We start from the raw sequence: 26,815 nt of genomic DNA on the forward strand, positions 1-26,815 counted from the left end.
CTACTCCGCGAGGGCGTCCGCGAACGGCCGCAGGGCGACGCCCGCGGCCTGCAGGCGGGCGCGCACGGCGCGCGCCATCGCCACTGCATCGGGACTGTCGCCATGCACGCAGATCGAGTCCGCCTGCAAGGCCACCGAGCTGCCGTCGACGGCGGTGATCCGGCCGGTATGCACGAGTTCCAGCATGCGGTCGGCGACCTGCGCGGGATCGTGCAGCACGGCGCCGGACTCGCGACGCGAGACCAGCGCCCCCTGCGGCGTATAGGCGCGGTCGGCAAAGGCCTCGGCGACCACGCGCAGGCCACGGTCCCGGGCCCGTTGCAACAGGGGCGAGCCGGCCAGGCCCATCAACACCAGCGTCTCGTCGACCGCCAGGATGGCGGCGATCACATCGTCGGCCTGGCGCGCATCGTGTGCAATGGTGTTGTACAGGGCGCCATGCGGCTTGACGTAGCGCACCCGCGTACCCGCGGCGGCCGCCAAGCCCTGCAGGGCGCCGATCTGATAGATGACGTCGGCCACGAGTTCCCGGCTGGTGGGATCCATGTTGCGCCGCCCGAAGCCCACCAGATCCGGGTAGCCGACGTGCGCGCCCACCGCGACGCCACGCGCCGCCGCCTCGCGCAGGGTCTGCAGGATGCCGGCGGGATCGCCCGCATGGAATCCACAAGCCACATTGGCGCTGGTCACCACCTCGAGCATGCTGGCGTCGTCGCCCATGCGCCACGCGCCAAAACTTTCACCCAGATCACTGTTCAAGTCCATGCCGCTTCCTTATGATTGAAACCGTAGCCCCGGATTGTTGAGCAATCCGGCCCCAACGCCCGCATGCCTGGGCCGCAGCCCGGACGCGTGCCCGACACCCCACAGGGTTCCCCATGAACTCCAGACCTTATTCCAGTCCCGGCGCCACGCCAAGCCTGACCGATACCGTCGCTGAAAATATCCGTCGGCGGCTCATCGACGGCCAGCTGCGCGCCGGCCAGCGGCTGTCGGAGGCGGCCCTGAGCGAACAGCTGGAGGTCTCGCGCAACACCCTGCGCGAGGCCTTCCGCATCCTGGCCAAGGAAGGCCTGCTGCGCCACGAACCCAATCGGGGGGTCTCGGTGGCGGTGCCCACGATCGCGGACATCATCGACATCTATCGCGTGCGGCGCCTGATCGAATGCCAGGCCCTGGCCCAGGCATGGCCGCGCCATCCCGCGCACAAACGCATGATCCAGGCCAACGAGGATGCGCGCCGGGCCCGCGACGCCGGCCTGTGGCTGGAGGTCGGTTCGGCCAACATGGCCTTTCATGCGGGTATCGTGGCCCTCGCCGACAGCGCCCGCCTGTCCAGAATGTTCTCGGACATTGCCGCGGAACTGCGGCTGGCCTTCGGCCTGCTGGACGATCCTGAATACCTGCATGCGCCCTTCGTCGATAAAAACGCCCATCTGCTGGAATTGTTCGAGTCCGGCGATGCGGAAGCAGCCGCCAGGACGCTGGAGGCTTACCTGACCCAGTCCGAGCGCATGGTGCTGTCCGTGTATGCGGGCCGTATGGAATGACCCGGCGAATGACCTGGGGGCACGTCCTGGCCCAGACGCGTCGGAGCCAAGATAGTACAACACATTTATATTAATTGTTCAACAATATTTAGAAAAGATCCTCCAATACAAGGCTAGGCTATTCGGCGGCTGCGGCGACGCCCCGGGCCAGCAAGTCGTCGATCAAGGCATCGTCCAATCCCGCCTCCTGCAGGATCTCGCGGGTGTGCTCGCCCAGGCGGGGGGCGGGGCGCCGCACCCGCAAGGGCCTGGCGCCGTACCGGCCGGCCGGCGCCGGCGTCCGGATCCGGCCCTCCGAGGGATGCGCCAGCGTCTGGACCGCCCGCACCGCCTCGAGATGAGGATCGCCGATCAGATCGTCCAGACCATAGAGCGGGGCGGCCGGGATGTCGGCGCCGTTGAGCGCCTCCAGCCAGTAGCGGCTGGTGTTCGAGGACAGGGCGTCCGAGACCAGGCGATAGGCCGCATCGATATTCTCGGCACGCGCGGTGTGCGTGGCGTAGCGTTCATCCCCCAGGAGGTCCTCGCGGCCGATGAGGCGGAAGAACCGCGCCCAGTGCTTGTCGTTGTAGATCAGCACGCTGATGTAGCCGTCGGCGGTGGCGTACGGCCGGCGGTAGGGCACCAGCAGGCGCGCATAGCCCGCAGGCCCCTGCGCGGGCTCGAAGGTCCGTCCCCCCAGATGATCGCCCAGCACCATCTGGGCCATGGTCTCGAACATGGGGATCTCGATCTGCTGGCCACGGCCGGTCGCCCGGGCCTGGACCACGCCCGCCAGGACGCCGATGGCCAGGTGCAAGCCCACCACCCGGTCCGCCAGGGTCAGCGGCGCATAGCGCGGCGCGCCCTCGGCGCTCCGTCCATAGAGCGCACCGATCCCGGTCATGCCCTGGATCAGGTCATCGTACGCGGGCCGGCCCGCATAAGGCCCCTCCTCGCCAAACCCATAGGCGCCCACGTAGACCAGCCGGGGGTTGAGGGCGGCGACTGTTTCGTAATCCAGGCCCAGCCGCGCCATGGCTTGCGGGCGCAGGTTGTAGAGCAGCACGTCGGCCTTGCCGATCAAGTCGAGGCAGGCCGCGCGGCCCTCGGGCGCCTTCAGATCCAGGGCGATCGAGCGCTTGTTGCGGTTCAAATGCAGGTATATCGCGCCCATGCCGGCATGCCGCATGGGGCCGACGGCGCGCATCATGTCGCCCGACGGGGGTTCCAGCTTGACGACGTCCGCCCCCAGGTCGCCCAGTATCTGGGACGCATAAGGTCCCATGACGATCGAGCTCAGGTCGAGGACCCGTACGCCGTCCAGCGGTGCCGCGCGGCCATCGGATGGGGGGTTCGATTCCATGCCCGTCAAGTGCCCAGATAGGCCGCCCGCACCTGCGGATCGTCCATGAGCGCGCCGCTGGGGCCTTGTTTGACCAGTTCGCCGCGCTGCAGCACATAGGCGTAGTCCACCGAGCGCAGGCTCAGCTGGATGTTCTGCTCGACCAGCAGCAGGCTCAGGCCGGTTTCCGTCAAACGGCCCAGCACCGAAAAGATCTCCTCGACCACGCGAGGCGCCAGGCCGATGGAGGGCTCATCCAGGATCAGCAGGCGCGGACACGTCATCAGCGCACGCCCGATGGTGACCATTTGCTGTTCGCCGCCGGACAGGGTTCCGGCCCGTTGGCCGGCACGCTCGGACAGGCGCGGGAACAGGTCGAACACGTATTCCAGCGTCCGCTCGCGCAGGGCCTTGGCGCGCTTGAACGTCGAGGCCGCGACGAGATTCTCGACGACGGTGCACTCGGGAAACAGCAGGCGGCCCTCCGGCACCGTCGCGATGCCCTCGCGCGTGCGCTCCGACGCCTTGGTGCGGCCGATCTCGCGCCCGTCCCAGGAAATCGTCCCGCGCCGCGCTGGAATCAGTCCGTTGATGGTCTTGACGATCGTGCTCTTGCCCGCTCCGTTGGACCCCACCAGGGCGACGCGTCCGCCCGAGGGTATGTCGATGTCGATGTCGCGGATGATGTCCATCCGGCCGTATCCGGCGGTGATGCCCGCCACGCTCAACACACTCATTGACCGGTGCTCCCCAGATAAGCCTCCTGGACGCGCGGATCGCGGATCACCTCCGCCGTCCGCCCATGAGTCAGCATTTCGCCGAAATTCAAGACCAGCGCGTTCTCGCAGAGGCTGAGCACCACCGGCACCGAATGTTCGACGACGATCACGGCGATTCCCCGGGCCGCCAGGCCCCGGATCTGTTCGCACATGGCCTGCGCCTCGGGGCCGGTGAGGCCCGCCAGCATTTCGTCGAGCAGCAACAGCCGCGGCTCGGTCGCCAGGGCACGCGCGATCTCGAGCCGGCGCAGTTGCGCCACATTGAGCGTATCGGCGTCCACGTCCGCGAGTTCGTCCATGCCCACGTCCTCGAGCACGCGCCGCGCCGCGCGCTCCGCCTCGCGGGCCGAGGGGTGGCGGGAAAAGGCCGCCACCTTGACGTTCTCGGCCACCGTCATGCCGCGAAACGGCTTGACGATCTGGAACGTGCGCACCAGGCCGTGCCGGCAGATCTCGTGCGGCGGCGCGCCGTCGATGCGCGTACCGTCGAAGCGGACCTGCCCCGCGTCGCTGCGCAAGGCGCCCGACAGGCAATTGAACAGCGTGGTCTTGCCGGCCCCGTTGGGGCCGATGACGGCGAACACCTCGGCGGGCCGCACCGAGAAGCTCACATCCTTGACCGCCTGCAAGCCGCCGAACGATTTGCACAGGCCTTCCACCTCGAGCAGGGCGTTCATGGCGCGGCCTCCGCCTGGCTATCGCCCGAGGCCTCGGCGGCACGCGGCCGCCTGCGGCCGCGCCAGCGCGCGACCAGCCACCCCGAGAGTCCTTGGGGCAGGACCAGCGCCAGCACCATCAGCAGCACGGCATAAAAGATCACGTTGCTGCCTTGGATCGCGGTCAGGCTGCGCAGGAAGTCGCTGACCGGCACCAGGATCCCGGCGCCCAGCAGCGGCCCCCACAGCTGCGACATGCCGCCGATGATCGAGAACACCAGCAGCTGTATGGAAAGATCGATGCCCAGCACCGAACGCGGGTCGACGAACGCCACATAATTCGCATAGAACGCGCCGCACAAGCCCGAGATCGCGGCACTGATCAGGAAGGCGCGCATCTTCATCCGCCGGGCATCGACGCCCAGGGCCTGCGCGGCATCCTCGTTGTCGCGCAGCGCGCGCCAGTAATAGCCGGTGCGGGAATCGAGCAGCAGGCGGCTGAGCAGCATGGTGCCGAGCAGGATGGCGCCGATGATCAGCCCGTACGGCCATTTCTCCATGAATTGCAATTGCGCCAACCCCTGGTCGGAAATCGGCAGGATGATGCCGTCCGAGCGCCCGAGCTGCTCGGTGGCCGAGACGACGAAGAACGCGACCTCGCTGAAGGCCAGGGTGGCGATGGCAAAGAAATATCCGCGCAGGCCGTAGCGAAAACACAAACCGCCGATGACGTAGGCGGCGAGGATCGACAGCGCCACGCCCATGGGCCAGGTGAGCAGCGGCGGCCAGCCATGGACGCTGGTGCCCCAGGCCACGCTGTAGGCGCCGATGCCGACGAACAGCGCATGACCCAGGGACATCAGCCCCGCCATGCCGGCCATCAGGTTCCAGGCGACCGACAGCGCGCCATAGAAGCAGGTCAGAATGAAGATGTCCATCAGATAGCGGTCGCTCAGGGCGCCCGCGAACGCCAGGATCACCACCAGGAACACGACGATCAATGCGGTGTATTGCTTCATCGGTGCGCCCCTTTCCAGGTCAGCAGGCCCTCGGGCCGCCACAGCAGAATGAGGATCAGGAGGACGAACGGAACGGCGGCCGCGATCGAGGCCGAGAACCACACGACGGCGATGCTTTCCGCCACGCCGACGATCAGGCCGCCCAGGAGCGCGCCCCCGAAACTGCCCAAGCCGCCGACGATCACGATCACGAATGCCTTGAGCGTGAACAGCGCGCCGACGTGCGGGTTGACATACAGCACCGAGACGAGCAGCGGCCCGGCAACGCCCAGCGTCCCGATCCCCACGGCCATCGCCCATCGGTAGACGCGCCCGATATCGATGCCCGAGAGCTGCGCGCCCTCGTGCGATTGCGAGACCGCGCGCATCATGAGTCCGAAGTCCGTGCGCCGCAGCAGAAAATACAGCAGGCCCAGCAACAGCAGGGACGCCCCGCCGGCGATCAGCTGCGGCACCTGGAGCATGACCGAGCCGATGCCGACCCCTTCGGTCGAACGCGGCAGGATGACCAGGCGATTGTCGCCCGTGAAGAACAGCAGCGCCAGATATTGCATCAACAGGGACAGCCCCAGGGTCACCGCCATCTGGTTGATCTCGGGCACGCGCAGCGCGAACCGCAGCAGACCGCTGTAGAGCAGCGTGCCGCAGACCATCAGCAGAGGCGCCACCACCAGGACGGCCAGGACGGGATCGAGGCCGCCCAGCGCCCAGGCGAAGTACGCGGCGTACATGGCGATCATCAGGAACTCGCCGTGGGCGAAATTGATGATCCGCATCACGCCGAACACCAGGGTCAGGCCCACGGCGATCAGGCCGTACATCGCGCCGTTGGCCAGGCCGCCGAACAAAGCTTGCAGAAAGAGTCCGACTGTCATGGGGGTGGCTTCCGGATTCGGGTTTACTTGGGAATCACGACCTGCTTGCTGGCGACGGATTCAGGCCATACGGTGACGAACTGGTTGCCGATGACTTGTGCAATGACATAGCGCACGTGGTTCTGGCCGTGCTCGTCGAATGCCAGCGCCTCCTCGGGCAGCAGGGACGCGGGCCCATCGGGCAGATTCAGGCCGGCGAGCGCGTCGCGCACCTTGACGGGATCGGCCGAGCCGGCCTTTTCGAGGGCCAGCGCCGCCGTCCAGGTCGATGCATAGGCCTGCGCCGAATGGCTGAGCGGGATCTCGCCGTCGTACTCGGCCTGGTAGGCCTTCACGAACGCCTCGGCGGCGGGCTTTTTCACGTCCTGCATCCACTCGACCACGCCAAAGGTGTTTTCGACCAGGTCGCCCAATTGCAGCAGGGTGGGATGCACGTGGCCGCCGAAGCCCAGGATGAACGGCCGGTATTCCTGCGCGGCCATCGCCCGCAGCAACACCGTTTCGTCATCCACGTAGCACACGATCAACACCAGGTCGGCGCCGCTGGCCTTCAGCTTCGCGGCCTGGGTGCTCAGGTCGGCCGAGCCGGTACGGAAGCTTTCCTCGGCCACCACGTCGATGCCGCGCGCCTGCAGGCGGGTCTTGTAGCCCTTGGCCACGCCTTGGCCGAACGGGCCGTCCTCGAATGCGATCGCGACCTTCTTGATGGAGGCGCCCTTGTCGCCCATGTATTTCATGAAGTCCATGACGCTGTCGGCCGCCCAACTGCCCTTGGGCGACACGCGGAAGACGTACTTCAGGCCCTTTTCGGTGATGCTGTCCGTCACCGCGCTGGTGACGATGAAGGGCGTCTGGTAGCGTTCCGCGACCTGCAGGGCCGGTATCGTGGCGGCCGACGCCCAGGCGCCCATGAGCACGCTGACGCCGCTGCGCGAAATCAGGCGGTCGGCCTCGCTGCGCGAGACCTCGGGCTTGGATTGGGTGTCGGCAACCACCAGCTCCACCTGGGCTCCGTTCAGCGACTTGATGCCGCCTTGTTCGTTGATCTGCTTGGCCGCGAGCTTGTGCGCGCGCAGCAGCCGATCGCCGTCGGCCGCAGTGGCGCCCGTCAGGGGAACCAGCACGCCGATCTTGACAGTATCGGCCGCCTGTGTCGACCAGGAAAATCCCATGGCCGTCAGCGCGCAGACGCCGATCGCCAACAGTTTTCTCGTCTTTATCATCTGCATTGTCTCCTCCTTGCGGCGACCCTCGTCGCCAGAGTGGTCATGCGCGGCCTGCGCGGCCGCGCGCTTGAAATGCAAGCCGCTTCAGCGGCAGGTGTAACCGCCGTCGACCGGCAGCGCCACGCCGGTGACGAACGAGGCATCGTCCGAGGCAAGCCAGAGCACCGCGTGGGCGACCTCCTCGGGCCGCGCGAGCCGGCCCATCGGGACGGTGGACAGCAAGCGCTTTTCATTCTCGGCGGCTTGGGCGGCATTACCGCCGCGGCCGGTGAATCCGGTCTTCATCGGGGTGTCGGCCAGGCCCGGGCACACCACATTCACCCGGACGCCGTCGGCGGCGAAGCTCTGGGCCAGCGATTTCCCCAGACCCACGATGCCGAACTTCGCCATCGAATAGATCGGGCTGAACATGGAGCCCACCAGGCCCGAGATCGACGAGGTGAAGACGATCGAGCCGCCCTGGCGCTTGCGCATGTATCCCACCGCCTCGGCCGCACCGAGGATCGCCGAGGTCACGTTCAGGGACATCGCCTTTTGATAATGCGCCATGTCCAGGCCCTCGATCGGTCCGGGGCCCGGCATGCCGGCATGCGCCCACAGGATGTCGATCCCGCCCAGCTTGCCGGCGGCCTCGTGAATGCTGTTCCTGGCACCCTCCTCGGTACCCAGGTCAGCGACCACCGTCGCCAGGCGGCCATCGCCCGCGGACACCGTGGCGGCGAGGTCCGCCAATGCCTCGGCATTCAGGTCCACCGCCACCACGCGGGCGCCTTCCCGCAGGAACAGCTCCACACCGGCCCGCCCCATCCCGGATGCAGCGGCCGTGATCACGGCGAGTTTGTTTTCCAGACGCATTCGAATCTCCTGATTTGTTATTGGGCGTACGGATTGGGAAACTTGCCGGTCGTGCTGACGATCGTGGTGCGCGTTTCCAGAAAATTGTCGAGGGCCTCGATGCCGTTCTCGCGGCCCCAGCCGCTGGCCTTCATGCCGCCGTACGGCGTGGTCCAGCGGATGTAGCGGTAGGTGTTGACCCAGACCATGCCCGCATCGATGCGGGCGGCGACGCGATGGCTGCGGCCCACGTCGCGGGTCCACAGCCCCGCCGTCAAGCCGTACGAGGTGTCGTTGGCGATCGCGACGGCCTCATCCTCGCCGTCGAAGGGAATCAGGGCCGCCACCGGGCCGAAGATCTCCTCGCGGGCGATGCGCATCTGGTTGTGGACCCCGGCAAAGACGGTGGGCGCCACGAAGTAGCCGTCGGCAAGCCCAGGCGCGTCCAGGCGCCGGCCGCCGGTGACCAGCTGCGCGCCCTCCTCCACGCCGATGCCGATATAGGACAGGGTCTTGTCGAGCTGTGCCTGGTGCGCCTGGGGACCCATGTGCGTCGCCTCGTCCAGCGGCATGCCCACCCGCACGGCCGCCGCGCGCTGCGCGAAGGCGTCGACGACCTGGTCGTAGACGGGCCGTTCGACCAGCACGCGCGAACCCAGCGCGCAGCTTTGGCCGCACAGGGTCCAGGCCGAGCCGGTCGCCGCATTCAGCGCCTGCTCGAGATCCGCGTCGGCGAAGATGATATGAGGCGCCTTGCCGCCCAGCTCGAAGGAAAAGCGCTTCAAACTGTCGGCCCCGGTGCGCAGGATGTCCTTGGCCGTGCGCCCTTCGCCCGTGAAAGTGATCTTGTCGACCCCCGGATGCGCCACCAGGGCGGCGCCGGCCTCGTGCCCGTATCCCGGCACCACATTGACGACGCCGGGCGGGAATCCCGCCTCCTCGATGAGCTTTGCCAATTCCAGCGCCGTCACCGGCGTCTGCTCGGCGGGCTTGAGGACCACCGTGCACCCCGCCGCCAAGGCCGGCGCGATCTTCCAGGTTGCCGCCATCAAGGGCACGTTCCAAGGGACGATCGCCCCGACCACGCCCACCGGCACGCGGGTGGTGTAGACGTGCACGGAATCGTCCATCGGGATCGTGCGTCCCGAGAGTTTGTCGGCCAGCGAGGCATACCACCGGTACCATTGGTGATGGGCGCCCACGTCGACGCGCGCGTCACGCAGCGCCCGGCCCGAATCACGCGACTCGAGGATGGCGAGCGCCGGCGCGCGTTTTTGGTAGAGATCGGCGAGGCGCAGCAACAGCGCCGCGCGCTCCCACCCGGGCATCCGTCCCCAGGGGCCGTCGAAGGCGCTGCGCGCGGCGGTGACCGCCCGGTCGATGTCCTGCGGACCGCCATAGGCCACGTGCGCCCAGACCCGTCCGGTCGCCGGATCGATGCTGTCCAGCAATCCTCCATCCAGCGGATCGACCCACTCGCCCCCGACGAACAATTTTTCATAGCGCAACACCTGCCCGCCGTGACTGGACGGTTGGGCGGCCGCAACCTCGCCGATCTCCATGCCTGCCTCCTTATAAATCCTGTATGTGAATTATTTGTCCAAATTATTGAATTATGGCGAAGAGGAAGGAATCAGTGAAAACCCGTGCCTAAGGCGATATCCCCCTCTTCCATTGGAAATAACTAGGATATAATTCACATACATGAATATTTGATCTTTATTGACGAACATCAACAACAAGGCAGACACCATGCTGGTCAAACAAGCCGCCAATGTCCTGACACTCCTCGAGTTCTTTGCCCAGCACAGGCGTCCGGCCACGCTGGCCGAAATTTCCGACCACCTCGGCTGGCCCCGCTCCAGCACCTTCAATCTCGTGGGTACGCTGACCTCCAAGGGGTATCTTTACGAACCGCGCGCGCGCGGCGGGTTCTATCCGAGCCCTCAATGGGCGGCCACCATCGCCCCCATCAGCGAGGCCGACCCCCTGCCCGAGGCGCTGTTGCAAATGGCCAAGGAAATCATGAGCGAGACAGGCGAGACCACCGCCATCGGCACGTGCGTCAACACCCACGTCATGTTCCTGCACGTCGCCGAGTCCACCCAGCCGGTTCGCTATTTCGCCCACGTGGGCAGCCTCGTCCCCATCCAGGCCAGTTCGGCGGGCCGGGCGATACTGGCGCAGTACAAGCCGCAAGAGCGCCAATCGATCTACCGCAAGATCAAATTCGAGCGCTTCACGGACACCACGCCGATGAGCATCGACGAGGTCGAAGCCGAGATCCGCAGTTCGCTGGAGCGCGGCTATTTCCAAAGCAATTCGGAATACCTGCCCGACCTGATCGGCGTGTCCCTGTCCCTGCCGGTCCAGTCCCGCCGGCTTTCCATCGTCGTCGCCGGTCCCGTGTCGCGCTGTCACCAGCGCCGCCCCCTGATCGCCGAGATCATGCAGCGCGCCTTGCGCCGCTTCCTGCCAGAACTCTGACCCTCCTCATGGGCTGTATCGACAATACAGAAAACGAGAATTTCAAGGATACAGATCGGCGCACCAACGGCATGAATGCCTGAAATCGAGGAACTCTGTATCTATTCGGCAAACAGAATCAGCCTTACAGTAGAGCCTGATCCATCTGTCTCCCACGCCGTTGACCGCCCCATGAGCCGCTACCTCGACCTCGCCACCACCCTGGGCTCCCGCATCGAGCAGGGGCTGCACGCGGCGGGCGACCGCCTGCCGTCGGTGCGCACCCTCAGCCTTGAATACGGCGTCAGCCTGACGACGGTGCAGCAGGCCTATCGCTGGCTGGAAATGTCGGGCCTGGTCGAGGCCCGGCCCCGCTCCGGCTGGTACGTGCCGGCTGCGCGCCGCGCGCCCGAACTGCCGCAAATGGGCAAGCCCAACCTGCGGCCCACCGACGTCACGGATTGGGGGCAGGTCCAGGACCTGCTCGACCTCGAACGCGAGGGCGAAACCGTCCAGCTGGGCCGGGGCATGCCCGACGTGGACACCCCGACGCTGCGGCCGCTGCAGGCTGCGCTTGCGCGTGAAGGACGGCATGCGGGCATCGCCAGCCTGCATTACAACGACATCCAAGGGGTGCCGGCCCTGCGGGAACAGCTGGCCAGGCTGGCGGCGGACGCCGGATACCGCGCCACCCCCGACGCGCTGATCATCACCACCGGCTGCCAGGAGGCCCTCAGCTGCGCGGTGCGCGTCCTGTGCGCGCCCGGCGACATCGTGGCCATCGCCTCACCCAGCTATCACGGCATGATGCAGATCCTCAAGGAAGCCGGCGTCCAGGTCTTCGAGATCCCCTGCGACCCGCTGCAGGGAATCAGCCTCGAGGCCTTGGAGCTGGCGCTGGAGCGCTGGCCCGTGAAGGCGATCCAGGTCATTCCGAACGCCAACAATCCCCTGGGCTATACCATGCCCCAGCACCGCCGGCTGGGCCTGATCCGCCTGGCGCAGCGCTTCGACGTGCCCATCATCGAGGACGACATCTACGGCGACCTGGCCTACGGCTGGCCCAGGCCGCCCGCCCTGAAGGCGCTGGACGAGGACGGCCGGGTGCTGCTGTGCAGCTCCTTTTCCAAGACCCTGGCGCCCGGGCTGCGGGTGGGCTGGATCGCCCCTGGGCGCTATTTCGACAAAGTGCTGCGCATGAAATACACCAATTCGGGGCCGACCGCGCCGCTGCCGCAGATCGCGGTCGCCGAATTCCTGCGCAAGGGCCATTATCCGACGCACCTGCGGCGGATGCGGCGCCAGTACCAGCGCCAGCGCGACATCATGACCGAATGGATACGGCGCTATTTCCCCGAGGGGACACGCGTCAGCCAGCCGCGCGGCGGCTTTACACTGTGGGTCGAGCTGCCCGAACTCTTCGACACGCACACCCTGGACCCGATGCTGCGCGACAGCGGCATCGTCATCGCCCACGGCGACATCTTTTCCGCCGCGGGCAAATACCGCAACTGCATGCGCCTGAGCCACGCCTGCGCCTTCGATGCACGGACCGAGTGGGCCGTGCGCAGGATCGGCGAGGCCGCGCGCGCCCTGCTGGATCCTGCTGCAATGGAGCGATTGCGTGCCTGAGCCCATCCTGATGTCCGCCACTGACGGCTATCCGCTGGGCGGCTTTCAATGGCGTCACACCACGGCCGCCGGACACCCGCGACCCGTCGCCCTCATCAACTCGGCCACCGCGGTGCGCTGCCACTACTATTCGCGATTCGCCGATTACCTCCACGAACATGGCTGGGACGTCCTGACCTACGACTACCGCGGCATCGGAGAGTCCCGCCGGGGTTCGCTGCGCCGGCTCGACGCCGACTGGATCGATTGGGGACAAAAGGACTTCGAGGGCGCGCTGCAATATGCCGCCCTGAATTTCCCGGGGCAGCCGATCGATGTGGTGGGCCACTCGATCGGCGGCTTCGTCATCGGCCTGGCGCAGTCGGCGGGCCGGATCCGCCGGATATTCACCATGGGCGCGCAGTTCGCCTATTGGCGCGACTACATGCCGGGCAAGCGCCGCGGCATGTACCTGAAATGGCATGTGCTGATGCCGATCCTCGCCCACGCGCTGGGCCACGTGCCGGCCAAGCGCCTGGGCTGGATGGAGGACACCCCCAAAGGCGTGGCATTGGACTGGGCGCGCATGACGCCGCGCTTCGAGGATTCGGTGCGTCGCGGCGCCAGGACACCGGACGGCGGGCCGGAAGCGGCCGCCCTGGCGCGGAATTTCGAGCGCGTCACGGCACCGATCCTGGCCGTGGGCACCGAGGACGATCCTTACGGCACCGAGGCGGCCCTGGATCGGCTGCTGAGGTATTACCGCGCAAGCGAGCGCCGCCACCTGTGCATCCATCCGCAGGACCTCGGCCTGGCACGGATCGGCCATTTCGCATTTTTCCACGAGCGCTTTCGGGACGTGCTGTGGCCCTATGCCCTGGAATGGCTGCAAACGGCGGACCTGCCGGCGCACTTCCCGGGTCGCATGACACTCATGCCCGCACGATCCACGGCGGGCGTCGACGAGGTGACGGAGGACATGGCGCCATGCACGGACTAGAGATACTGCACATCAAGGCCCGCTATAACCGCTGGATGAACGATCAGCTGTACACGGTCTGCGCCGAGATGAGCGACGACGAGCGCAAGCTGGACATGGATGCTTTTTTCGGCAGCATTCACGGCACCCTGAACCATATCCTGCTGGCCGACCGCGTATGGCTGGGCAGGCTGCGGGGGCAGCCGTTCAAGGTCGCCGGCCTGGACCAGGAGCTGTACGCCGATTTCCAGGCCTTGGCCCGCGAGCACCGGCAAACCGCCGCCGACCTCGAGGACCTGGTATTGGCCATGCGGCCCGAACACCTGGACGCCCCGCTGACGTACACCTCCTTATCCGTGCCGCAGCAAAAGACGCACACCCGTGGATTCATCCTGCTGCACCTGTTCAACCACCAGACCCACCATCGCGGCCAAGTCACGGCGCTGATCTCGAGGCTGGGCCACGATTTCGGGGTGACGGACCTGATTGCCTGCCCGTCGCTGCCGCCGGCCTTATAAGGAATCGTGGCCGGGCCGCGGACGCGGCGTCCGTGTCAGCGCGCCGGGTCTATCGAGCGCGGCGTCACGAAGCGCTCGAGCGTGCCCGTGGCGGGCCGCAACCGGTCCCAGCCCCCGACACCGAAATCGATCACGGCCAATCCGGCCGTCGGGTATTTGGCGCGCAGGAGGGCCAGATCCTCCGCGCCGCCCGCCCCGACCAGCGTGAGGGCGAGGCCATGAAGCCCCGGATTATGGCCGACCAGCAGCAAGGTACGGACCTGGGCGTCGGCCTCGCGAACGACCTCGAACAGCGACCCGACGGCCGCCTCATAGATGCGCGGCTCGTCGCGCCGGGCGACCGGCGGGACGAAGGCCAGGCCCGCCAAGGCCCAGGTCTCCTGTGCACGGCGGGCCGTCGACACGAGGGCGAGGTCGGGCACCAGGCCTTCCTTTGCCATGTACGTGCCCATCAGGGCGCCGGCTTGCCGGCCGCGCCCCGCCAGCAGCGGCCTGTCGTGATCATCGACGCCGTCGGGCCAGTCGGATTTGGCGTGGCGCAACAGCATGAGGCGGCGCCTCGAGGGTTCCGGGATGCTCATGTCGCCTCCTGAGGCAGCGCATGCGCCAGCGCCGCGCACGGCCTGCACGCAATAGGTCTCTTGTCTCGAGACCATGATGTCAGAATTCGGCGGACATGGGGAAAAAAGCTTATTTCAAGGCCAGTCGCACCGTGGCCATTTTCTGCGCGCTGTCCAGGCCCACGCGGTTCATCAGACTGTTGAGCTTGTGCATGGCTGCGATCATCGCCGCGTTATACGTCGAGATCCGGGCCTGCAGCTGCTGCTCGCGAGCCCGCCTGACCAGGGTTTCCATCCGGGCATCGGCCTGTACCTGCCGTAATTGGAGAACCAGTTGTTCGAGCATGCGGCGCAGTTCGCGGATGTGGCGCAGTACGCTCTTGATCTGGTCGGGCAGATTGCTGTCCTCGATGTCATCGGAACCACGCGCCCCGCCCACGGCGTCGGCCAGCGCCCGGCCGGCATCGGAAATCGAGGCCGTGCCGGCAGTGCGCAGGCCCAGATGAACCTCGCCTGCAGGCGTATCCCGGCGGGCGGGGGTCGATACGCCGGCCGCCGCGGGCGTCGTGGAGAAAGCCACCGCCTCAAGAGCGCTCATGACTGCGATGCCTCGTTGAAAGATCCGGTGTGCGGGCCGCTCAGGATATCAGCGACTCCTAGCATGATCTACGGCCGGTGGGACCGGAAATTTAGCGGCGAGGCGGTGTCGTACATGCTGGCTATGGCAGGGATCGGATACTACAATCTCGACGGCTCCTCCAACTGTGCGCGTCCGGCGCAACGGCCCGCGGCAAGACGCGGATCGTCCATCTGATATTCCGGGATTTCATGCAATTCGACGACACCTCGAGCACGCTCAGTGCCACACTGACTCAAGCCATCGATGGCATACGCGGCGAAACCGTGACTTTCCGTGAACTGGTGGCCGCCATCGGCGAACAGGGGCTGCTGCTGCTGTGCGCACTCGCGACCCTGCCCTTTCTGTTCCCCGTTTCCATACCGGGGGTCTCCACGGTATTCGGGGCGGCCATCGTTCTGCTGGGGGTCGCCATCACCCTGAACCGCATGCCGTGGCTGCCCGACCGCATCCTCGATCGCCGCCTGGAATCCGCCAAGCTGGTGCCCATCATGCGCAAAGGGGTGAACCTCGTATCGCGCATCGATGCCTGGGTGCGACCCCGTGCGCTGCACATCACCGCCGGCCGCATGACGATGTTCAACGGCTGCGTGCTGGTCCTGGGCGGCCTGCTGCTCATGGCGCCTTTCGGGCTGATCCCGTTCTCCAACACCGCGCCGGCCGTGGGCATCCTGCTGCTGACCATTGGCATGATCCAGCGCGATGGCGTGTTCGTGCTGCTGGGCTACCTGGGCACAGTGCTGACCATCGTCTACTTCGGCGTGCTGCTGTATGCGGCCTGGTGGGCGGGGGGGGCCTTGCTGGGGTAGGAGGGCCTGCTATTGCCCAGGATGACAAGGACGGCCCGGCGGCAAAAAAGCCAGTAAGACGTCGATTCTTACGGGCTTTTTAGACCTTCCGTGACTATTCGGTGGTGCCGTCGGCGAGACTCGAACTCGCACAGCTTTCGCCACTACCCCCTCAAGATAGCGTGTCTACCAATTCCACCACGACGGCGTCTGCCTCTCGGCAAAGAGCGGCATTCTAGCATGATTCCTTATTTCGCGGGCACGCTGGGGACCGAGGGATCGGATTGCGCCGCCTTGTCCACGGACGGGACGCCCGTGGCCGACGGCACGGCGGAGGCGGCATTGCCGGATGCGGCCGTATCGCCGGCGGCGGGGACGGCGGAGCCGACCGAGGGTACTGCGGAACCCGCCGGGGCGACGTTCTTGTCCGGGGCCGTGAAACCCTGCATCACGCCGCCTTCGAGGGGCGAGCCCGAAGGATGGTGCGCAACCCAGGCCAGGGCGCCGGTGGTCACGAAAAACACGACCGCCGCCCACTTGGTGGCGCGCGACAGGAAGTTGGCCGCGCCCGCGGATCCGAACACGCTGCCTGCCGAGCCGCTGCCGAAGGCAGCGCCCATGTCAGCGCCCTTGCCCTGCTGCAGCAGGACCAGCACGATGATCAGGATCGAGGAAATGACCTGGAGGGTCAACAGGAGCGAGGACATCCATTGCATGATCAGGGGACTCCGGGCCTCAGGCGGCCGCTATGTTCAGGAATTCTTGGGCCACGAGCGAGGCGCCGCCCACGAGGGCGCCGTCGATGTCGGGCTGGGCGAACAGGCTGGCGGCGTTGCCGGCCTTGACGCTGCCGCCGTACAGGATGCGCACCTGGCCGGCGCCCTGTTGCGTCAGGGATTGGCGAATGAAGGCATGAACGGCCTGCGCCTGTTCCGGCGTGGCGGTGCGCCCGGTGCCGATCGCCCAGACCGGCTCGTAGGCGATGACCAGGCGTCCCAGGGCCTCGGTGCCGAGGGCCAGCACCGGCTCGAGCTGGTCACCGATGACGCATTCGACCTGGTCGCCGTCGCGGTCGTCGAGGGTCTCGCCCACGCACACCACCGGGGTCAGGCCGGCGGCCAGGGCGGTCGCCGCCTTGGCCGCGACCTGGTCGCTGGTTTCACCATGCAGGGCGCGGCGCTCGGAGTGTCCACACAACACCCAGGTGCAGCCGAAATCCGCCAGCATGCCGGCCGAGACCTCGCCGGTGTAGGCGCCCTGCGTGTGGATGCTGACGTCCTGGGCGCCCCAGGAAATCGGCGAGCCCGCGAGGGTGCCCTGCAACTGGGCCAGGTAGGGAAACGGCGCGCATACCGCGACCTCGGCGTCCCCGGCCTGCGGGGCCTCGGCCACCAGTTCATCGAGCAGCGCGGCATTGGCCGCGAAGCTGCCGTGCATCTTCCAGTTGCCCATGACAAGGCGCTTGCGGGTATGGCTCATGTATGGTTGATCCCATCAGACGAAATCCGCCGGGAATCGGCGCCCCAAACCAAGGCACCGATTCCGGCAGAATTGAGTAACCCTGTATTGTAGCGCGTTTGTTTCAAGGACGTCCGCCGCCAAACAGCGGCGAGCCAGTGACTTTTTCGGACGAAAAGGCCGGCGGCAGGCCTAGGCCGAGGCCCGGTCCCGCCGCATGTCACTGCCTGTGGGGGCCTGATGGCCCGAGGCCCGGCATCGCAAAGGATCCGGGCCTGTTCTGGATCCGACGTGGATCAGGCGGCCTCGACCGACTGGGCTTGCGGGCCTTTCTGGCCCATGCCCGCGATATAGCTGACGCGCTGGTTTTCCTGAAGGCTGCGGTGGCCGTTGCCGGTGATTTCCGAAAAATGAACGAAAAGGTCCTTGCCGCCGCCCTCGGGCGTGATGAAGCCAAAGCCCTTGTCGTCGTTGAACCATTTGACAATGCCGAATTCGCGTTGCGTACTCATGTAGAACTCCTGTTGATTGCGAGCATATGCTCAGAGGCAGGATCACCAGGCGTGAAATATACGAATCGGCACCCTGTCGTGGGCGCGGATGCAAATAACCAACCCAACCATCCATCGGCGCCTAGGGTAAGCCGCCGCAACCTCTGTGTCAACCGATATGGCTCTGTTTGTTGATGCAACGTCAGAATCCGGTCTGTGCAAAGTAGAAATCGTGCTGGAGGAGCTGCCCCTGGCTTGCCAGAAGACCCATATCCGGCTTCGTCTGGAAGACTGGACGGACGCCGAGATTGCGGCCGATATGGGCGTATCGCGCAGCATGGTCGAAAAGCGTCGCCGCGCAAGGCCTTCGCCCTGCCCCAGGCCCAGGACCGAGGGCCTCGGACAATTTTGTCGTTTTCGGCGTAAATAGCCTGATTGTTATCAAATTCAAGCAGATATTAGCGTTTTTGCATCCACTGAATTATCGTTTTCACGTACTATATCCTCCTGAGTATCATTTTTTGGCTCTCGTTAGGAAATTCGGCAATGCAAGTAGGCTTCAAGGCACTCGCCGACCGCTACGGTATCGCACTCGCACAACCCCTGCGCGTCGAGTCAGTGATCGGCACGACACGCGTGAGCCGCGAGAGCAACGGATATGTTGAAAACAAGTACCCCGCCAGCTACCAGCCGACGGATGACTTCGCGGGACTTTTCGAGTTTGGACTCAAGTACGAAGAAATTCACATCGAATTTTTCGCCCGTCTGTTTGCGGCGGCTGGCCCAGAACCCATCGAAGCCTGGTGCCGACAAGCGCCTTTCGGCCAATATGCCCGCCGCACCGGATTCCTGTACGAGTGGCTGACCGGGCAGCATCTGGATGTGCCGGATGTGACCAATGGCGGCTACGTCGATGCCATTTCGCCGCGGCGGTACCTGACCCGCGTCAAGCCGCTGCGGATGCGACGCTGGCGCATCAACGACAACCTTCCCGGCGTACCGGGGTTTTGCCCCATGGTCCGCCGTACCGAGGCCGTACAGGAAGCGCTGCAATTCGACCTGGATGCCGCACTGCGCGAGTTGTACCAGACCTTTGGCGCCGACATCCTGATGCGCACGGCCAGTTGGCTGACGTTCAAGGAATCGCGTGCGAGCTTTCTCATCGAGAAGGAAGCAGACAAGGCCGACAGGGTCCAGCGATTTGCCCATGTGATCGCCAAGTACTGTGGCCATATCGAGGATCCGCTGAGCCAGGACAGTCTGCACACGTTGCAAGCCGGTATTTTGGGCCATGATGCCGTCGGACTGGGCCTGCGGCGCTCACCTGTCTTCGTGGGGCAGGCGACCATGCGCGAGGATATCGTGCACTACATTGCCCCGCAATATGAGACGCTGCCGCAACAGCTCGATGGCCTGAAAGCATTCGAGTTGGCGACACGGGGCGCCGAGCCGCTGGCCCGGGCCGCGGCACTTGCCTTCGCCTTTGTGTATATACACCCGATGCGGGATGGCAATGGCCGGATCCATCGCTTCCTGATCAACGACACCCTGATCCGCGATAAGGCGGTGCCTGATGGCGTGATCCTGCCGGTGTCGGCCACCATCACGAGCTCGATCGATTTCCGGACGCGCTACGACCGTACGCTGGAAGTGTTTTCGCGGCCATTCATGCAACGCTACGCCACATCCTACCGATTTGGCGAACTCGCCGTCTACGAGGATGGTACCCGGAGCAACCTGGTCTTCGATGACTACGACGACGCGCAATTCGCATGGCGCTATCCCGACTTGACCGAGCACGTCCTGTACACAGCGCAGGTCGTTGCGCATACGGTTCGCACCGAAATGGCCGATGAGGCCCGTGTGCTGATCATCTTCCAACGTGCTCAGGAGCGGCTCAAGGAGGTGCTGGAAATGTCGGATCAGGACGCGAACCGCGTCATTCGCTCTCTCAAGGAAAACGGCTGGCAGGTGTCCGGCAAGCTGAAGAAAGCGTATCCACAGCTGGACAATGCCCATCGGGCGGAACGTGTGGTAGAAGCCGTGCGCTCCGCATTCGAAGAACGAGCTGTGGGTGCCGACGAAGAGTGATGTTCGACGTCGTAGACGCATCAGTGGTGCCCGAGGCCGGACTCGAACCGGCACGCCTTTCGGCCAGGGATTTTCTTGCCACTTCGGCTTTCGCCGCCGGTGCGCGCACCGTTCGTGGTCTGGAGCACGCCTTCACCATAGCCTTGCGGCCGTAGGTGCCCGCCGTCTGCTCTCTACACCTTCCCCCGCCTTGCGGCACGGGCTTGGCTCGGCGTTGGCTCGGATACGGTCGTATCCAGGGCGTTCGCCGACTTTGACGGGCTTCACTCCGGGCGTTTCCCCCCGGAGGCTCAAATTGTTCAAGTCCCTTGTGTCTACCGATTTCACCACTCGGGCAATGCGTTCAAAATGATCCATCGGCGATCGCCCGTACGGAACCTCGTCCCGCCCTCGCTAGCGCCGAGGGCACATTGTACAGGGCCGCCGCGCTCAGCTGTCGAGCACCGCGGTGCGAATGCAATTGCGCCCCGCGCGCTTGGCGGCATAGAGCTGAGCATCAGCCCGGGCCACCAATTCCCGCGCGCCGGCTGCGCCGCCCGACAAGGTGGCGATGCCGATGCTCAGGGTCAATCGCGTGGTGCCGGCCCGGACATTGGGCAGTTCCAGCTGTGACACGCCCTCGCGGATCCGCTCGGCGACCACGCACGCGTCGTCCATGGTGGTATCAGGCAGCAGGCAAGCGAATTCCTCGCCGCCGTAGCGTGCGGCCAGGTCCGCGGAGCGGGTCACGCTGCGCGCCAGGACCTTGGCGACGGCGCGCAGATAGTCGTCACCCACGGCGTGGCCGTAGTGATCGTTCACTTGCTTGAAATGGTCGACGTCGATCAGCAGCAGGCTCAGGGGCGAACCCGTGCGCAGGCAGCGCCCATGCTCGCGCGCCAGCGCCTGGTCGAAGTGGCGGCGATTGGCCAGATGCGTCAGCATGTCGGTCTGGCTCTGCTTTTCCAGTTCCTCGTAGGCGGCCCGCAAGGCCTGTTGCTGTTGCAGCACATGCCGATTGCTGTCGGCCAGCAGATGCGTCAGCCGGCGATACTTGCGCAGCGCCAGGTAGAACGCCAGGGCCAGCAGCGCGGCGGCCACGCTGGCCCCCTGCAACAGGATGCGCTGGCTGCGCTGCGTCACGTATTGGTCGAAGAACCGGCGCTCGGCATCTTCATGCGCCACGATGGAGTCCGAAATGTCCATCGCCTCCAGATAGCGGTCGAAGGCCGCCGCAATGCGCTGGTGGCGCGGCGTACGGCTGAAGTAGAACCGATAGGCGCGCGGATAGTGGTAGAGAGTATGGGCGACCTCCAGGTCGAAGAACTCATGCTGGTAGCGCTTTTCGATGAAAATGTTCTTGTTGAACACGGCCACGTCGATCTCGCCATTGCGCACCGCCTGGAACAGGCCATCCTCGGTGACCGATTGGTCGAAGGTCCGCAGTTGGCCCGCCGGCACGACCTGGGCGAGGGCCGGGCCCAGCGAGACGCCCTCCACGATCCCGACGCGATAACGCGCGAGGTCGGCCAGGCCGTCGATCGGGAGGTGCCGCCCCTTGCGGGCGATGATGGCGTAGTAGCTTTCGTAATAGGGCGCCGTAAAAATGCCGCGCTGCGTACGCTCGGGCAATTGGCTCAGCGGCATCAACATGTCGATTTCGTCCGCCTGGACCTGACGGATTTTTTCGGCGACGGTCTGGTCGCGCCCCGGGATGATCTCGTAGCGCAAGCCCAGCCGGCCGGCAATGAAGCACAGCACGTCGACGCTGATGCCCGTATAGGTGCCCTGCCCCGGGTCGTAGCGCGTCATGGGCGCGGCGTCCATGGAGGCGATGCGCAAGGCAGGCATGGCGCGGAATTCCGCCAGTTCCGCGGGGTCGAATTCCACCGCCGCGGTCAGGCGCACGAATCGCTCGCCGTCGCAGGCCGCGGCGGCAACCGGTGCGGCACTCAGCCCGGCGCACAGCACGAGCCCGGCAAGACGGACGCGATGCCGGCGAATGAACTGCAGCAGCGTGTGGATGACGTACAAGGCCCCGGCCATTGAAAAATCCGCCCGGCCGTGTTGAGCGGCGACGGGCGGCAGCATGGGCCACGTTAGATGTCTGGGGCGCGCCCGGACCCATCGGGAACGGCCTGCTGGCGGAAGCGGTGAGATTCGAACTCACGGATGGGTTGCCCCATCGCCGGTTTTCAAGACCGGTCCATTCAACCGCTCTGGCACGCTTCCACGGGTGAAGCCAGAGAGTGTAACGCATAATCCTGGGCCGACAGCCCGATCAGCGCGGATATCCCCATCAAGCAGAGGCAATGAAAACCGGTACGGCCGAATCCAGAGACAACTCGTGCAAGGCAATGGCGGGGGCGGGCGTACGGACGTCGCCAGGCACGGGGCCGTTTGCGCTGGGCCAGCGCACGGCCAGTCCCAGGCGGAAGCCCGCGCCGCGAAACACCCGCAGGGGCCAGGCGGCGGATGTTCGTGGCCCAAATGCGGGCGGCAAATGCAAGGCGTGCATCCAGGCGCCCGCAGCGGTGAGCCCGGCATCCGCCGGCCAGCGGCACACCCCATCCGGCGCCGAAAACACCGGAAGCTCCAGTTCGTGCAAAGGCTGGCGCAGCCCCAGGCCCAGCGCCTTCACCAGCGCCTCCTTGGCCACCCACCAGGCCAGGCGCTGTTCGCCGCGACCATCGCCCGACATCCGCGCAAGCGCGCACCGTTCGCTCGCCGATAGCCACGCCTCGTCCATGCCGGACAGGGCATGCGCACGATCGTCCGTCTCGACGTCGACGCCGACTGGCCCGTGGCGCGAAACCGCCACCGCGACCCGACCGCGAGCGTGGGACATACTGAAAAACAGCTGGGGCTTTGAATTGCGAAGCCTGGGCTTGCCGTACGTATCGGCCTCGAACACCCATTTTCCACGCCGGCCGGCGACGTGATCCAGAGCGACGCGCAGCAATGCGTGCGCTGCGAGGTAGGCACGCCGATCGGCCGCGTGCACGAAGCGTGCCGCCTGCGCCAACTCGGCACGCGCCAGGCGTTGTCCCATCCAGGCGGGGTCATCGGCCGGCACGGCACCGGCAAAGACCTCGACCGCCGCCCCCGGCGGCTGCTTGCCGTCGCGCGTGACACCGCAGACCACGTGGCACCCTCCCCGCCTGAAACCAACGCATCGCCCGGCCCCGGATGCGCGAGGAGCGCGCCGTCAAGGCCGCCGGGGCCTTCCGCCCATGGCGGCGTGTCAGTGTAGCGCATAATAGAGGGCATTCTCGTACCGATTCGCCCCGTGCGCGCGGCCTGGGGCACGACATCCGAGGCCGCCGCGGTGAACGCTTTGTGCACACACAGGAGCCCCAACGATGCATGCCATTGAAATTTCCCAACCCGGCGGCCCCGAGGTCCTGCGCTGGGTCGAGCGCCCCGATCCCGTGCCCGGGCCGGGCGAAGTCCTGATCGAGGTTGCCGCCGCCGGCGTCAACCGGCCTGATGTCTTCCAGCGCCAGGGCAGCTATCCGCCGCCCGCGGGGGCTTCGGACCTGCCAGGCCTCGAGATCGCCGGCCGGATCGTCGGCGGTGATCCGGCTGCCGGCGGGTTCCAGATGAACGACGAGGTCTGCGCCCTGGTGGCCGGCGGAGGCTATGCGCAGTACTGCGTGGCGCCGGCCGTGCAATGCCTGCCGGTCCCCGAGGGCCTATCCCTCGTCGAGGCCGCCGCCCTGCCCGAGACGTATTTCACCGTCTGGACCAATGTCTTCGACCGCGGCGGCCTCGCGCCGGGCGAGACCCTGCTGGTGCACGGTGGCGCCAGCGGCATCGGCACCACTGCGATCCGCCTGGCGACCGCGCTGGGCCATACGGTCTATGCCACGGCCGGCAGCGATGAACGGGTCGAGGCCATCGAGGCGCTGGGCGCCGCGCGCGGCATCAACTACAAGACCCGGGATTTCGTGGCCGACATCCGCGAACTCACCCAGGGGCGCGGCGTGGACGTGATCCTGGACATGGTTGCCGGCGACTACCTGCCGCGCAACATCGACATCCTGGCCGACGACGGCCGGCTGGTCATCATCGCATTGCTGGGCGGCGCCAAGGGCACCTTGAACTGCGGACAGGTGATGCGCCGGCGATTGACCGTGACCGGCTCGACCCTGCGGGCCCGCCCGGTCGAGGTCAAGGCGGCGATTGCCCGCGCGCTGCGCGAGCGTGTATGGCCGCTGCTCTCGGCCGGCACCATCCGCCCGGTGATCCATGCGACCTTCCCCTTGCGCGAGGCCGCCCGCGCGCACGCCATGATGGACGCGGGCGAACAGATCGGGAAAATCGTGCTGGCGGCCCAATAGCGCGGGGCCCCATCCGAATCCACCAGGAAAAAAGGATGCCGGCAAACGGCATCCTTTTTTCCATGAGGCGCGGCCCGCGGGCCGCGCGGGTCGACAAACCTTAGTCGGCCGCCACGGGGGCGCTGGGTCCGCCTTGGAGCTCGATGCCGCCGAGGGCCTTGACCGACAGGCGCAGGCGGCCGCGGTCATCGGCCTCGAGGACCTTGACGCGCACCGTCTGGCCGACCTTGAGCACGTCGTTGATGTCGGCGATGCGGTAGTTGGCGATCTCGGAGATGTGCAGCAGGCCGTCGCGGCCCGGCAGCACCTGGACGATGGCGCCGAAGTCCAGCAGGCGCTGGACGGTGCCCTCGTACTCCTGGCCGACCTCGACCTCGGCAGTCAGTTCCTTGATGCGGCGTTCGGCCTCGTGGGCGCGGTCCAGGTCGGCGCTGGCGATGGTGATGGTGCCGTCGTCGCCGATGTCGATCTGGGTGCCGGTTTCCTCGGTCAGGGCGCGGATGGTCGCCCCGCCCTTGCCGATCACGTCGCGGATCTTTTCGGGGTTGATCTTCAGGCGCAGCATGCGCGGCGCGAAATCGGACAGCTCGTTGCGCGAGCCGTCGATGGCCTCGCGCATCTTGCCGAGGATGTGCAGCCGGCCTTCGCGGGCCTGGGCCAGAGCGACCTGCATGATTTCCTTGGTGATGCCCTGGATCTTGATGTCCATCTGCAGGGCGGTCACGCCGGTGACGGTGCCGGTGACCTTGAAGTCCATGTCGCCGAGGTGGTCCTCGTCGCCCAGGATGTCGGTCAGCACGGCGAACTTGCCGCCTTCCTTGATCAGCCCCATGGCGACGCCCGCGACGTGATCCCGGACGGGCACGCCGGCGTCCATCATCGACAGGCTGCCGCCGCAGACCGAGGCCATGGACGAGGAACCGTTCGATTCGGTGATCTCGGACACCAGCCGCAGCGTGTACTGGAATTCCTCGGCGCTGGGCAGCAGCGGCAGCAGCGCGCGCTTGGCCAGGCGGCCATGGCCGATCTCGCGGCGCTTGGGCACGCCGAAGCGGCCGGTCTCGCCGGTGGCGAACGGCGGCATGTTGTAGTGCAACATGAAGCGGTCGCGGTACTCGCCCATGATCGAGTCGATGATCTGTTCGTCCTGCTTGGTGCCCAGGGTGGTGACCACCAGCGCCTGGGTCTCGCCGCGCGTGAACAACGCGCTGCCGTGTGCGCGCGGCAGCACGCCCAGGCGGATGCTGATCGGGCGCACGGTGCGGGTATCGCGTCCGTCGATGCGCGGCTCGCCGTTGAGGATCTGGCCGCGGACGATCTGGGATTCCAGGTCGAACAGCATGTTGTCGACCTCGACGCTGTCGGGCGCCGCGTCGCCGCGTGCCGCGGCGTGCTCGGCGAGCTTGGTCTTGACCTCGGCATAGACCTCGCGCAGGCGCGCCGTGCGGGCCTGCTTGTCGCGGATCTGGTAGGTTTCCTTCAGGCCGTCGTAGGCGGCCGCACGGACGGCGGTGGCCAGGGCCTCGTTGCGCGGGGCCGGCTGCCAATCCCATTCCGGCTTGCCGGCTTCGGCCACCAGGTCATGGATGGCGTTGATGGCGGCCTGCATCTGCTCGTGGCCGAACACCACCGCGCCCAGCATGATGTCTTCGGGCAATTGCTGGGCCTCGGATTCCACCATCAGCACGGCGGCCTCGGTGCCGGCCACCACCAGGTCCAGCTGCGATTCGCCCTTGATCTGCGAGACGGTCGGGTTCAGGACGTACTGCCCATCGATGTAGCCGACGCGCGCCGCCCCCACGGGGCCGTTGAACGGGATGCCGGAAATCGCCAGGGCCGCCGAGGCGCCCAGCAGGGCGGGAATGTCGGGGTCGACCTCGGGGTTGACCGACATCGTGTGGATGATGACCTGGACGTCGTTGTAGAAGCCCTCGGGGAACAAGGGACGCAGCGGACGGTCGATCAGGCGCGAGGTGAGGGTTTCTTTTTCGGAGGGCTTGCCTTCGCGCTTGAAGAAGCCGCCCGGGATCTTGCCGGCGGCATAGGTCTTTTCGACGTAGTCGACGGTCAGGGGAAAGAAATCCTGCCCGGCTTTCGGGGTCCTGGCGGCCACGACCGTGGCGAGCACCACCGTGTCGTCGACCGACACCAGCACGGCGCCCGAAGCCTGGCGGGCGATCTCGCCGGTTTCCAGGACGACGGTGTGCTGGCCATACTGGAATGACTTGCTCACTTTATTGAACATTACAGTTTATCCTTACGTATTCTTACGAAAAAAAACCGCGGTCGCCGCGAACCGATGTCGCGACGTCCGCGGTTGATGCGCGGGGAGCCAAGCCCCGGGGCATTACTTGCGCAGGCCGAGTTTTTCGATCAGGGCGCGGTACGAATCCGGGTTGCGGCCCTTGAGGTAGTCGAGCAGCTTGCGGCGCCGGCTGACCATGCGCAGCAAGCCACGGCGCGAATGGTGATCCTTGGTGTGCGCCTTGAAGTGGCTGGTGAGCTCGTTGATGCGGGCCGTCAGCAAGGCGACCTGGACCTCCGGGGATCCGGTATCGCCCTGGGCGCGCTGGAATTGCGCGACGATGTCGGACTTGACGATATTTGCAACTGACATTTCATTGTCCTCAA

27 protein-coding genes and 2 tRNA genes are annotated in these 26,815 nt (G+C 66.2%); 9 read left to right on the top strand and 20 right to left on the bottom strand.

The annotated features are described in order from the left end of the window. The gene (locus OOZ48_RS10145) at positions 1-765 is read right to left on the bottom strand and encodes a LamB/YcsF family protein (RefSeq protein ID WP_269497909.1); all 765 of its coding nucleotides are present in this window, start codon (positions 763-765) and stop codon (positions 1-3) included. Positions 766-878: 113 nt separating this feature from the next. On the opposite strand from OOZ48_RS10145, the gene OOZ48_RS10150 reads away from it, so the two are divergent. Then, positions 879-1,550 carry a GntR family transcriptional regulator gene (locus tag OOZ48_RS10150; RefSeq protein WP_269497912.1) on the top strand — a complete coding sequence of 224 codons (672 nt, stop codon included), beginning with the start codon at positions 879-881 and terminating at the stop codon, positions 1,548-1,550. Between the two features lie 118 nt (positions 1,551-1,668). Here OOZ48_RS10150 and OOZ48_RS10155 read toward each other — a convergent pair whose 3' ends face one another. The 8 genes from OOZ48_RS10155 to OOZ48_RS10190 all read right to left on the bottom strand — a co-directional run bounded on the left by OOZ48_RS10155 (position 1,669) and on the right by OOZ48_RS10190 (position 9,825). Further along, positions 1,669-2,895: a CaiB/BaiF CoA transferase family protein gene (locus OOZ48_RS10155; RefSeq protein WP_269497914.1), complete on the bottom strand. Its 1,227-nt coding sequence runs from the start codon at positions 2,893-2,895 to the stop codon at positions 1,669-1,671. A gap of 5 nt (positions 2,896-2,900) precedes the next feature. Continuing rightward, the gene (locus OOZ48_RS10160) at positions 2,901-3,611 is read right to left on the bottom strand and encodes an ABC transporter ATP-binding protein (protein ID WP_269497917.1); all 711 of its coding nucleotides are present in this window, start codon (positions 3,609-3,611) and stop codon (positions 2,901-2,903) included. Beyond that, positions 3,608-4,330, bottom strand: coding sequence for an ABC transporter ATP-binding protein (locus OOZ48_RS10165; RefSeq protein WP_269497920.1), 723 nt, complete (start codon positions 4,328-4,330; stop codon positions 3,608-3,610). The genes OOZ48_RS10160 and OOZ48_RS10165 overlap by 4 nt, the downstream gene beginning before the upstream one ends. After that, entirely contained in the window at positions 4,327-5,328 is a 1,002-nt protein-coding gene (locus OOZ48_RS10170) for a branched-chain amino acid ABC transporter permease (protein WP_269497923.1), read from the bottom strand. Before OOZ48_RS10170 ends, OOZ48_RS10165 begins: the two co-directional genes overlap by 4 nt. Next, positions 5,325-6,203 carry a branched-chain amino acid ABC transporter permease gene (locus tag OOZ48_RS10175; RefSeq protein ID WP_269497926.1) on the bottom strand — a complete coding sequence of 293 codons (879 nt, stop codon included), beginning with the start codon at positions 6,201-6,203 and terminating at the stop codon, positions 5,325-5,327. The genes OOZ48_RS10170 and OOZ48_RS10175 overlap by 4 nt, the downstream gene beginning before the upstream one ends. A 23-nt stretch (positions 6,204-6,226) precedes the next feature. Then, positions 6,227-7,432 (bottom strand): ABC transporter substrate-binding protein, encoded by a 1,206-nt coding sequence (locus OOZ48_RS10180; RefSeq protein WP_269497929.1) that lies wholly within the window; start codon positions 7,430-7,432, stop codon positions 6,227-6,229. A gap of 81 nt (positions 7,433-7,513) precedes the next feature. Then, positions 7,514-8,284, bottom strand: a complete 771-nt coding sequence (locus OOZ48_RS10185) for an SDR family NAD(P)-dependent oxidoreductase (protein ID WP_269497932.1) — start codon at positions 8,282-8,284, stop codon at positions 7,514-7,516. Positions 8,285-8,301: 17 nt separating this feature from the next. After that, complete coding sequence (locus OOZ48_RS10190) at positions 8,302-9,825, bottom strand: aldehyde dehydrogenase (protein ID WP_269497935.1); 1,524 nt, start codon at positions 9,823-9,825, stop codon at positions 8,302-8,304. Positions 9,826-10,015: 190 nt separating this feature from the next. On the opposite strand from OOZ48_RS10190, the gene OOZ48_RS10195 reads away from it, so the two are divergent. From OOZ48_RS10195 to OOZ48_RS10210, 4 genes are all read left to right on the top strand, one after another. Then, the gene (locus OOZ48_RS10195; RefSeq protein ID WP_269497937.1) at positions 10,016-10,750 is read left to right on the top strand and encodes an IclR family transcriptional regulator; all 735 of its coding nucleotides are present in this window, start codon (positions 10,016-10,018) and stop codon (positions 10,748-10,750) included. Positions 10,751-10,921: 171 nt separating this feature from the next. Further along, positions 10,922-12,361 (top strand): aminotransferase-like domain-containing protein, encoded by a 1,440-nt coding sequence (locus OOZ48_RS10200; protein WP_269497939.1) that lies wholly within the window; start codon positions 10,922-10,924, stop codon positions 12,359-12,361. Then, the gene (locus tag OOZ48_RS10205) at positions 12,354-13,340 is read left to right on the top strand and encodes an alpha/beta hydrolase family protein (RefSeq protein ID WP_269497942.1); all 987 of its coding nucleotides are present in this window, start codon (positions 12,354-12,356) and stop codon (positions 13,338-13,340) included. The genes OOZ48_RS10200 and OOZ48_RS10205 overlap by 8 nt, the downstream gene beginning before the upstream one ends. Further along, a complete protein-coding gene (locus OOZ48_RS10210; protein WP_269497944.1) occupies positions 13,328-13,837 on the top strand; it encodes a DinB family protein in 510 nt (169 codons plus the stop codon). Before OOZ48_RS10205 ends, OOZ48_RS10210 begins: the two co-directional genes overlap by 13 nt. A 35-nt stretch (positions 13,838-13,872) precedes the next feature. Here OOZ48_RS10210 and OOZ48_RS10215 read toward each other — a convergent pair whose 3' ends face one another. Further along, the gene (locus OOZ48_RS10215; protein WP_269497947.1) at positions 13,873-14,418 is read right to left on the bottom strand and encodes a SixA phosphatase family protein; all 546 of its coding nucleotides are present in this window, start codon (positions 14,416-14,418) and stop codon (positions 13,873-13,875) included. A 109-nt stretch (positions 14,419-14,527) separates the two neighbouring features. Continuing rightward, positions 14,528-14,995 carry a hypothetical protein gene (locus OOZ48_RS10220; protein ID WP_269497949.1) on the bottom strand — a complete coding sequence of 156 codons (468 nt, stop codon included), beginning with the start codon at positions 14,993-14,995 and terminating at the stop codon, positions 14,528-14,530. A gap of 230 nt (positions 14,996-15,225) precedes the next feature. Here OOZ48_RS10220 and OOZ48_RS10225 point away from each other — a divergent pair, with 230 nt between their 5' ends. Beyond that, a complete protein-coding gene (locus tag OOZ48_RS10225) occupies positions 15,226-15,843 on the top strand; it encodes an exopolysaccharide biosynthesis protein (RefSeq protein ID WP_269497952.1) in 618 nt (205 codons plus the stop codon). 102 nt (positions 15,844-15,945) lie between these two features. Here the strand turns inward: OOZ48_RS10225 and OOZ48_RS10230 are convergent. The 4 genes from OOZ48_RS10230 to OOZ48_RS10245 form a co-directional block, all read right to left on the bottom strand. Next, positions 15,946-16,030: transfer RNA gene (locus tag OOZ48_RS10230), tRNA-Leu, on the bottom strand. Positions 16,031-16,070: 40 nt separating this feature from the next. Further along, on the bottom strand, positions 16,071-16,538 hold the full coding sequence (gene secG / locus OOZ48_RS10235; protein WP_269497955.1) for a preprotein translocase subunit SecG: 468 nt from the start codon (positions 16,536-16,538) through the stop codon (positions 16,071-16,073). 19 nt (positions 16,539-16,557) lie between these two features. Continuing rightward, positions 16,558-17,301 (bottom strand): triose-phosphate isomerase, encoded by a 744-nt coding sequence (tpiA, locus tag OOZ48_RS10240; protein ID WP_269497958.1) that lies wholly within the window; start codon positions 17,299-17,301, stop codon positions 16,558-16,560. Between the two features lie 275 nt (positions 17,302-17,576). Then, positions 17,577-17,792, bottom strand: coding sequence for a cold-shock protein (locus OOZ48_RS10245; protein WP_269497961.1), 216 nt, complete (start codon positions 17,790-17,792; stop codon positions 17,577-17,579). A 525-nt stretch (positions 17,793-18,317) separates the two neighbouring features. Here OOZ48_RS10245 and OOZ48_RS10250 point away from each other — a divergent pair. After that, positions 18,318-19,862 (top strand): Fic family protein, encoded by a 1,545-nt coding sequence (locus OOZ48_RS10250; RefSeq protein WP_269497964.1) that lies wholly within the window; start codon positions 18,318-18,320, stop codon positions 19,860-19,862. Then, entirely contained in the window at positions 19,862-20,017 is a 156-nt protein-coding gene (locus tag OOZ48_RS10255) for a hypothetical protein (protein ID WP_269497966.1), read from the top strand. The genes OOZ48_RS10250 and OOZ48_RS10255 overlap by 1 nt, the downstream gene beginning before the upstream one ends. A 274-nt stretch (positions 20,018-20,291) precedes the next feature. Here OOZ48_RS10255 and OOZ48_RS10260 read toward each other — a convergent pair whose 3' ends face one another. The 3 genes from OOZ48_RS10260 to OOZ48_RS10270 form a co-directional block, all read right to left on the bottom strand. Beyond that, the gene (locus OOZ48_RS10260; RefSeq protein ID WP_269497968.1) at positions 20,292-21,887 is read right to left on the bottom strand and encodes a transporter substrate-binding domain-containing diguanylate cyclase; all 1,596 of its coding nucleotides are present in this window, start codon (positions 21,885-21,887) and stop codon (positions 20,292-20,294) included. Between the two features lie 96 nt (positions 21,888-21,983). Continuing rightward, positions 21,984-22,073, bottom strand: a tRNA-Ser gene (locus tag OOZ48_RS10265). 67 nt (positions 22,074-22,140) lie between these two features. Further along, positions 22,141-22,986, bottom strand: a complete 846-nt coding sequence (locus OOZ48_RS10270) for a 4'-phosphopantetheinyl transferase family protein (RefSeq protein ID WP_269497969.1) — start codon at positions 22,984-22,986, stop codon at positions 22,141-22,143. A gap of 217 nt (positions 22,987-23,203) precedes the next feature. On the opposite strand from OOZ48_RS10270, the gene OOZ48_RS10275 reads away from it, so the two are divergent. Continuing rightward, on the top strand, positions 23,204-24,184 hold the full coding sequence (locus tag OOZ48_RS10275; RefSeq protein WP_269497971.1) for an NAD(P)H-quinone oxidoreductase: 981 nt from the start codon (positions 23,204-23,206) through the stop codon (positions 24,182-24,184). Positions 24,185-24,284: 100 nt separating this feature from the next. Here OOZ48_RS10275 and pnp read toward each other — a convergent pair whose 3' ends face one another. Further along, entirely contained in the window at positions 24,285-26,429 is a 2,145-nt protein-coding gene (pnp, locus tag OOZ48_RS10280; RefSeq protein WP_269497973.1) for a polyribonucleotide nucleotidyltransferase, read from the bottom strand. A 102-nt stretch (positions 26,430-26,531) separates the two neighbouring features. Further along, positions 26,532-26,801: a 30S ribosomal protein S15 gene (rpsO, locus tag OOZ48_RS10285; RefSeq protein WP_269497976.1), complete on the bottom strand. Its 270-nt coding sequence runs from the start codon at positions 26,799-26,801 to the stop codon at positions 26,532-26,534. Positions 26,802-26,815: the final 14 nt, after the last annotated feature.

Origin of the sequence: Castellaniella sp. S9 (assembly GCF_027257175.1) — a bacterium.
In the GTDB taxonomy this organism is placed as follows: domain Bacteria; phylum Pseudomonadota; class Gammaproteobacteria; order Burkholderiales; family Burkholderiaceae_B; genus Castellaniella.